Annotated in this window: 11 protein-coding genes; 4 read left to right on the top strand and 7 right to left on the bottom strand. The window is 67.5% G+C overall.

Annotated elements, in window-relative coordinates; translation table 11 throughout:
• A partial coding sequence (locus tag MUO23_13460; GenBank protein ID MCJ7513957.1) for a hypothetical protein occupies positions 1 to 286 on the top strand: 286 nt, incomplete at its 5' end.
• 234 nt (positions 287 to 520) lie between these two features.
• On the opposite strand, the gene MUO23_13455 is transcribed toward MUO23_13460, so the two are convergent.
• From MUO23_13455 to MUO23_13430, 6 genes are all read right to left on the bottom strand, one after another.
• A complete protein-coding gene (locus MUO23_13455) occupies positions 521 to 1,711 on the bottom strand; it encodes a glycine C-acetyltransferase (GenBank protein MCJ7513956.1) in 1,191 nt (396 codons plus the stop codon).
• Entirely contained in the window at positions 1,704 to 1,982 is a 279-nt protein-coding gene (locus MUO23_13450) for a GIY-YIG nuclease family protein (GenBank protein ID MCJ7513955.1), read from the bottom strand. The genes MUO23_13455 and MUO23_13450 overlap by 8 nt, the downstream gene beginning before the upstream one ends.
• A 45-nt stretch (positions 1,983 to 2,027) precedes the next feature.
• Entirely contained in the window at positions 2,028 to 3,053 is a 1,026-nt protein-coding gene (locus MUO23_13445) for an NAD-binding protein (protein MCJ7513954.1), read from the bottom strand.
• Positions 3,054 to 3,138: 85 nt separating this feature from the next.
• The gene (locus MUO23_13440) at positions 3,139 to 4,122 is read right to left on the bottom strand and encodes a prephenate dehydrogenase/arogenate dehydrogenase family protein (protein ID MCJ7513953.1); all 984 of its coding nucleotides are present in this window, start codon (positions 4,120 to 4,122) and stop codon (positions 3,139 to 3,141) included.
• Complete coding sequence (locus MUO23_13435; GenBank protein ID MCJ7513952.1) at positions 4,122 to 4,625, bottom strand: HD domain-containing protein; 504 nt, start codon at positions 4,623 to 4,625, stop codon at positions 4,122 to 4,124. Before MUO23_13435 ends, MUO23_13440 begins: the two co-directional genes overlap by 1 nt.
• Positions 4,625 to 5,236 (bottom strand): site-2 protease family protein, encoded by a 612-nt coding sequence (locus tag MUO23_13430; protein ID MCJ7513951.1) that lies wholly within the window; start codon positions 5,234 to 5,236, stop codon positions 4,625 to 4,627. The genes MUO23_13435 and MUO23_13430 overlap by 1 nt, the downstream gene beginning before the upstream one ends.
• Before the next feature lie 66 nt (positions 5,237 to 5,302).
• On the opposite strand from MUO23_13430, the gene MUO23_13425 reads away from it, so the two are divergent.
• A complete protein-coding gene (locus MUO23_13425) occupies positions 5,303 to 5,515 on the top strand; it encodes a DUF951 domain-containing protein (GenBank protein ID MCJ7513950.1) in 213 nt (70 codons plus the stop codon).
• A 111-nt stretch (positions 5,516 to 5,626) separates the two neighbouring features.
• Here the strand turns inward: MUO23_13425 and MUO23_13420 are convergent, their stop codons facing one another.
• Entirely contained in the window at positions 5,627 to 5,770 is a 144-nt protein-coding gene (locus MUO23_13420) for a pilus assembly protein (GenBank protein ID MCJ7513949.1), read from the bottom strand.
• 126 nt (positions 5,771 to 5,896) lie between these two features.
• Between MUO23_13420 and MUO23_13415 the strand changes: the two genes are divergently transcribed.
• Positions 5,897 to 6,214 (top strand): EthD family reductase, encoded by a 318-nt coding sequence (locus MUO23_13415; protein MCJ7513948.1) that lies wholly within the window; start codon positions 5,897 to 5,899, stop codon positions 6,212 to 6,214.
• Between the two features lie 46 nt (positions 6,215 to 6,260).
• The coding region (locus tag MUO23_13410; GenBank protein MCJ7513947.1) for a hypothetical protein at positions 6,261 to 6,760 on the top strand (500 nt) is incomplete at its 3' end.

Raw genomic sequence — 6,760 nt, 5'->3', positions numbered from 1 at the left:
GGCGCCTCGGAACAGCCCGCTACAGTGGTGGCAGTCGAGGACGGCTCTGGCGAAGGAGGGCGAGATGCCCTGGGTCGAGTGGCGGCCTGTCCAGCGTGAATTCTGCGACCGGGTTCAGGAGCAGGTGGTCCTGGAGGCGCAAGTGGTCTATCCGTCGGAAATCCTGCCGGATCAGCCGGCGCGAGTGCTCGGCCACCGCTGCACTCTCGGCCTGAAGTGCAACGCTCTCGACCGGCCGACGTGCTGCTGGGCGGGGACGCTCCCGGGTTTCGATCCCTTCGTCTGAGCGGCTTGACGCCGGAATTCTCCTCACTCCTCCTTCAAGTCGGGTCGAAGAGGTGCCCGTGCATCAGCACGGGCACCACGACTTTCACCCTGGTTGCGCGGCGGTGCGGCGCCGGGATCGGCCGCGCCCCGGGCCGACGACGGGAATTCGCCGCTTCGCCGGGTGGGCTATGGAGCGGATCTGCTGCGGAATCCCGGCCGCCTCGGGCGAGGCCTGCAGGCTGGCGGCCTGGCCCTAGATCACGCTCAAGTCGCGTCCGACGGTTTCGAAGGCCGCCAGGCCTTGATCCAGGTCGGCCCGGGTGTGCGCGGCTGAGATCATCACCCGGATGCGCGCCTTGCCGCGGGGGACGGTCGGGAAGCCGATGGCCATGGCGAATACGCCGTTCTCGAACAGCCGCCGGCTGAACTGCTGGGCCAGGGGTGCATCCCCCAGCATGATCGGCGTGATCGGGGTAGTGCTCTTGCCGGTGTCGAACCCCAGGCCCTGCATCTCGCGTTTGAAGTATTCGGTGTTCTCCCAAAGACGCTGCGTCAGTTCGGTTGATTCTTCGAGGACGTCGATCGCCGCCAGGCAGGCCGCTACGTCGGGAACGGTCATGGCGGAGGAGAACAGGAAGGGGCGGGCGCGCTGGCGCAGCCAGTCGATGATCACCTGGCGGCCGGCCACCAGGCCGCCGACCACGCCGAAGGCCTTGGACAGCGTACCGACCTCGACATCGACCTTGCCGTGCAACCCGAAGTGGTCGACGATGCCGCGCCCGCCTCGCCCGAGCACCCCCTCGCCGTGGGCATCATCCACCATCAGCAGGCAGTCCAACTCATGGGCGATCTGGTAGATCGCTTCCAGCGGCGCAACGTCGCCGTCCATGCTGAACACGCCGTCGGTGATGATCAGCCGCCGCCCGTGGGGCTGGCTCCCGTTCTCGACGATCACTCGCCGCAGGTCGGGCGGATCGACGTGGGCGTAGCGGACGACGCTGGCGCCGGACAGCCGGCAGCCATCGATGATACTGGCGTGGTTGAGCTCGTCCGAGAAGATGACGTCTTCGCGCCCGACCAGGCCGGGGATGGTGCCCAGGTTGGCGTTGAAGCCGGATTGAAAGGTGATGGCCGCTTCGACGCCCTTGAAGGCGGCCAGCCGCCGTTCCAACTCGAGATGCAGGCCCATGGTGCCGGCGATGGTCCGGACGGCGGCCGGCCCGACTCCGAATTCGTCGATGGCAGCCTTGGCCGCCTCCACCAGGTGAGGATGGTTGGCCAGCCCCAGGTAGTTATTGGAGCAGAAGTTGAGCACCTGTCGCCCGTCGACGACGACCCAGGCGCCCTGGGGTGAGGTCAAGGTCCGGATGTGGGTGAACAGCCCGGATTGGCGCAGGCTGTCCAGTTCTTGGGCAACGGCCTGGAGTGCGGTTGGCTCAGGCATGGGCTTTATCTTCCTCCGGGGCGGCCTCGAACCCGATCAGCCTGCGTTTGCGATCGCGCGAGAGGCACTTCAGAGCGCGCTCGCGCTTCATGGCCGCCGGGCGATCGGGCTGCGCTTCGACATAGGCCAGGACGACCGGCAGCCGGGCGCGGGTGTAGCGAGCGCCGCGGCCAGCGGCATGCTCCTTCAGGCGACGATGGGGGTCCGTCGTCCATCCGGTGTAGAAGCTGCCGTCCTGGCAGCAAAGGATGTAGCAGAAGTACCTCGACACGGGTGGATTATAGGCGCCGAAGCGGCTGAGGCCAAAAACCACGCCTCAGGAAAGACCGAGCTGGCCCGCGATGCCGCCCAAATCCTCCCCTGGCCAGGCGGCGCGCCAGGTGCGCAGGATCCAGTCGTCCATCGCTGGCGGCAACGCACGAACACCCGCCGGGCCGGGCTGGGTGACAACGGCCTCCAACGCCAACAGGTGTGCCGCCAGCGGCGGGTCGACGTAGCGGTTGAGGGTAGGCTGTTCGAGATGGAAGTTGAGCGGCACGGCGCGGCCGCCCAGGATCTCCTCCTCCGCGAATTCCGGTCCGAATTCGTCTTCGGCGCCCAGGTTGACCAGGGTCGGGCCGCCGGCGCGCAGCCAGGCCGGGGGAAGCATACGCCCGAGAGCACCGGGCTGGCCGGTGACGGCCACGACGACCTGCGCCTGCGCCAGAGCCCGCCGCAGGCGCCGATCCTCGGAGACCGCCATGCAGGCGAAGCCCTCCGCCGCCGCCCGGCGGCAGGCCGAGGGGCGGATGTCCACCACGGACACCTGCATGCCGGCGCGGCGGGTGCGGAGCGCCACACCCCGCCCGATCCTGCCGTAGCCGAACAAGACCAACCGCCTGCCGGCCACGGGCTCGCCTGGACGGAACAGCTGCCAGGCGCGCAGAAAAGAGTCGCCGGTACCGAAGAAGCCTTCAATCAACTTGGCGCGACAATCGTCGGCGCTCACTACCGGGGACGGGATCGACCGGTAGTGCAGCACGCCGGTACGCGTGACCTCGGCGGCGGCGGCCGGGGCGCGCAGACGCCCCAGCACGGCGCCCACGTCGAGGTAGAGATCGCCGCGCCGCACCGCCTCGGCCACCGGCCAGACTCGAATCCCCAGCTCGCGCAGGTGATGGGTCAACGGCTGCGTCGCCGGGCTGGCGTGGGCATCGCTGAACACCAGCCGGGCTCCGCCGCGCCACAGGGCCTCCGCAACGACCAGCGAATTCCAAACCAGCAGATGGCCGAAGACCACCGTCCGCCCGGCGAAGGGACGCAGCCGGCTCAGGCGCCAGCTGACCGCACGGGTGACCGGCATGCTCGACGCCTCCTGCCAGAAGCGTGGCTCGGAAAACAGGCGGGCCAGGGACATCGGGCGGCCTGACTCGATGGGGGGTGGGCGCTCAGGCCCGAGGGCTTGGACGTCGGAAGCCGAACAGCCGGGCGAATGGAGCTTCGCGCGCCGGGGCGACCGGCTGACCGACCTCTTCGGCGGCCCAGTCTGAACGGATGCGGGCCTGCAGCAATTGGCGCAGGGCGGTATCGGCTTCCTTCACGATGCGCTGCAAACCCGGCTCGTCGCCGGCCTCGACCAAGCGGCGGATCTCCTGCAGGGAGAGCATCAGGTGATCCAACTTCTCCAGGGTGGAGGTCCGGGCGGCGAGGGCCACGTGCGCGATCTCCTCCGAAGGACGCGCCAGGCCGAGCGAGACCATGTCCACAAAGGGAGGGCCGGCCGTACGCCGCACTTCGCGCCATGCGGTTTCAGACAGGCTGGCATGCATCAAGGCGGTCGAGAGCAGGGACGGGAGCTCATCGCTGAGGACGGCGCAGGCGTCGGCTTCCCCTGCCTCCAGGAAGTACGGTGTAGCCTGCAGAAGGGCGGCCATCTGAAGCGCCAGGTCGAGCGCTTCCTGGGGGGTGCCAGGGGGCAAGATCACCCCCAACACGCCGCCACGAAAACGGTCGGCGCTGGCGGTAGGGTGGCCGAATTCGCCGGCCTGCAACCGATCCCCGTTGACCGCCGGGGTCAATCCAATGTAGTGGATGCCGGCGGAACGCAGCTGCGGCAGAGCCTGCAGGGCGGGCTGTTTCAGGGGAGAGGCGTCGAGCACAACGGCATCGGCCGGCAGGGCGGCCGCCAGTTCTTCCAGGGTTGAGGCCAGCCTCCAGGCCGGGACCGAGACCACGGCCAGCGGGGCCTGGGAAGCTGCCGACTTGAGCGAAGCCTCGAGGCGGTCAACGGCGCCGGCTTCCTGCGCTTGCCGGGCAGTTGCGCCGTCCTTGTCATGGCCGACGCGCTGAGCATCGACTCCGGCCTGGCGCAAGGCCAGTCCGATCGACTGCCCGGTAACATCGAGGCCGACGAGGGCGATCGATTTGTCCATCAGCTGTCTCCATCGGCGGCCTGCAGCGCAGCCAGAGAGGGATCGCTGCCGGTTCCGGTCTGGTGGTTCCGGACCAAAGCCACCAGCCGCTCGGAGCCGCCGGCCTGGGCCACCATTGTCGCGCCCCACTCCGGATGGTGGCAAGCCACGACGAAGCCGCGCCGCCAGCCGGCAGGATCGCCTGCTTGCCAGGCGCGCGCCCGCCCGGGGAGGAAGGCTTGACCTAGAACGACGGCGACCCGATCAAGATGTCGGAGCGGCAGCGGACTCTTGCCGACATCGTGCAGCAAGCCGGCCGCCAGCACATCGGGATGGCGGTGGCCCTGTCGCTGCAAGCTGCGGTACACCTGCAAGGCATGGGCTTGATCCGGGGGCGGCAGGCGGAGGAAGAGGTCGTACAACTCCGGGCCCAGGATGGCGCCGGCGCTTGCTAGGTCTTCGGGCCGAGGGCGGGCCATCACGGCGCGCAGGAATTGGCGGGCGCGGTAGGAGGCCCTGTCCATCAAACCAGTTGCGAGAGCATGAACATCGCCGGCCCGGTCACCAGCGCCCCGATGATGTCGATCGCCCCCAGCGAACCGACCACAATCATCCCCATCAGGATCATCGGGCCGTAGGGACGGATGCGGGCCATGGCATCCTGCCCCGGAGGGGGCAGTAGGTAGGCCAGAACCTTCTCGCCATCCAGCGGGAAGAGAGGGATCATATTGAAGAAGAGCAGCACCAGGTTGATGAAGATGAACTGCAGCAGAAACTGGCTGACGAGGGGCTGCGAGATCCCGAGGCGCAGCGCGATGGCGGCCAGGATGGCGAGGATCAGGTTGGAGAATGGACCAGCGCCAGCGACCAGCATCACGCCGGCCCGCATCCGGCGCTGCAGGGCGTACGGGTTGATCGGCACCGGCTTCGCCCAACCGAAGCCGGTCAGTAGAAGCAGCATCGAGCCGACCACATCCAGATGCGCCAGCGGATTGAGCGTCAGGCGTCCGTTCAAACGCGGCGTGTCGTCGCCGAGTTCATTGGCCGACCAGGCGTGGGCGAACTCATGGACGGTGAAGGCCACGACCAGGATCAAGACGCGTGAGAGCAGGGCGCCGACGGTCAGTCCAAGCATGCGGAGAATTATACCAACCCAGCGATGCTATAATCATTCTCCCAGATCATGCTGCCCGATCTGAAGATGCAAGACGTCGTGCGACTGCGCAAGCCGCACCCGTGTGGAAGCACGGAGTGGGTGGTTGTGCGCCTAGGCGCAGATATTGGCATCAAATGCCTGGGCTGCGGCCGCAGGGTGCTGCTCTCACGCCGCGAACTGGCGCGGCGAATGAAGGCGACCGTGCGGAGCGCCGGCGATGCGGCGGCTGAGGACAGCTCAGCCCCAAGCGCCAGGTAGTTGTTCCGAGTGACGAGGATTGCAGGAGTGGACCGGAGGAGAACGCGGTCAAGCGCCGGAAGTCCCGGCATCCAGGTTCGGGGCATACAGGGGAACCCAGCCGAGTCGCTCCTAAATCCCCGTGACGATCTGGCTGAACATGTTCCCCACGCCGGTGCCGAAGATGGACAAGGTGATAATGACGGCAATGCCGACAAGCAAGATGACCATGGCGTATTCGACAAGGCCCTGGCCACGTGGGGCGACCAACTGCATGAAGACCCCCAGTAGGGCGGCGAATGATTACACTCCTACCATATAGGAAGGGATAGTGACCGGGCAATAGCACCCAAGGATTAGACCTGAGCCTCAGGACTAGTACTCGCGGGGGGAGGAGGCAACTTGCATAAGCTGGTGCTGTTGTTCAGTCGACCCGAGGATGTGGTCGAGTTTGACCGTCGCTGGAGCGAACAATTCGTCACTGTGGTTGAGCGGATGCCCGGCCTGCGCCGCGTGGCGGTGGGTCGGGTCACCGGCGTCGCCGCGGGCGAAGCCGCGCCTCACCTGGTGCACGAATTCTACTTCGACAGCGCCAAGGCCCTGATGGAGGCGATGGAATCTCCCCAGGGGCAGGCCGCCGGACGAGCCCTGATGGCCCTGGCACCCGGCCAGGTGACCATCTGTTTCGCCGAGCACCACGAGATGTCTCTGCCGGCGTGAGGCGGCCCGCCGCACTGGCTGTGTCTTGACGCATGAGGCGGGTGGATTGAGTAGAACCCTGAAGCTGTCTGGCCGGGGGCTTTCCGCCCGCAGGTCGATCACCCTGGGTGCGGTGGCCGTCGTGGCTCTGGCCAGTGCCGGCCTGTACCTGGGGTTGAAGTCGGCGCCGGCCGGCGGGCGCATCCGTCAGTTGCGCCAGTTCTGGAGCGATCCCCAGGCACATGCTGCCTGGACTGTTCGGGCGGCTGAGCGCTGCGGCCAGGCGCCCTTTGTGATGCCGACCGACGGGCTGATCGGCTTTGTGTGGGGCGACTCCTTCCGTCCTGGTCACTCACACCAGGGGCTGGACATCTTCGGCCCCACCGGCCCGGATGGGCTGGGGCAAACACCGGTGGTGGCGGCGTACGATGGCTATCTCACCCGACTGCCACAGTGGCGCTCGGCCGTGATCCAGCGCCTGCCCAGTGATCCGTTGCAGCCCGGCCGGACAATCTGGCTCTACTACACCCATATGGCCGATGCCGATGGCCGGTCGTACATCGCCGC

This window comes from Anaerolineales bacterium (genome assembly GCA_022866145.1).
Lineage (GTDB): Bacteria > Chloroflexota > Anaerolineae > Anaerolineales > E44-bin32 > PFL42.
Note: the sequence above shows the minus strand (reverse complement) of the source record. Positions and strands in the feature narration are given on the sequence as shown.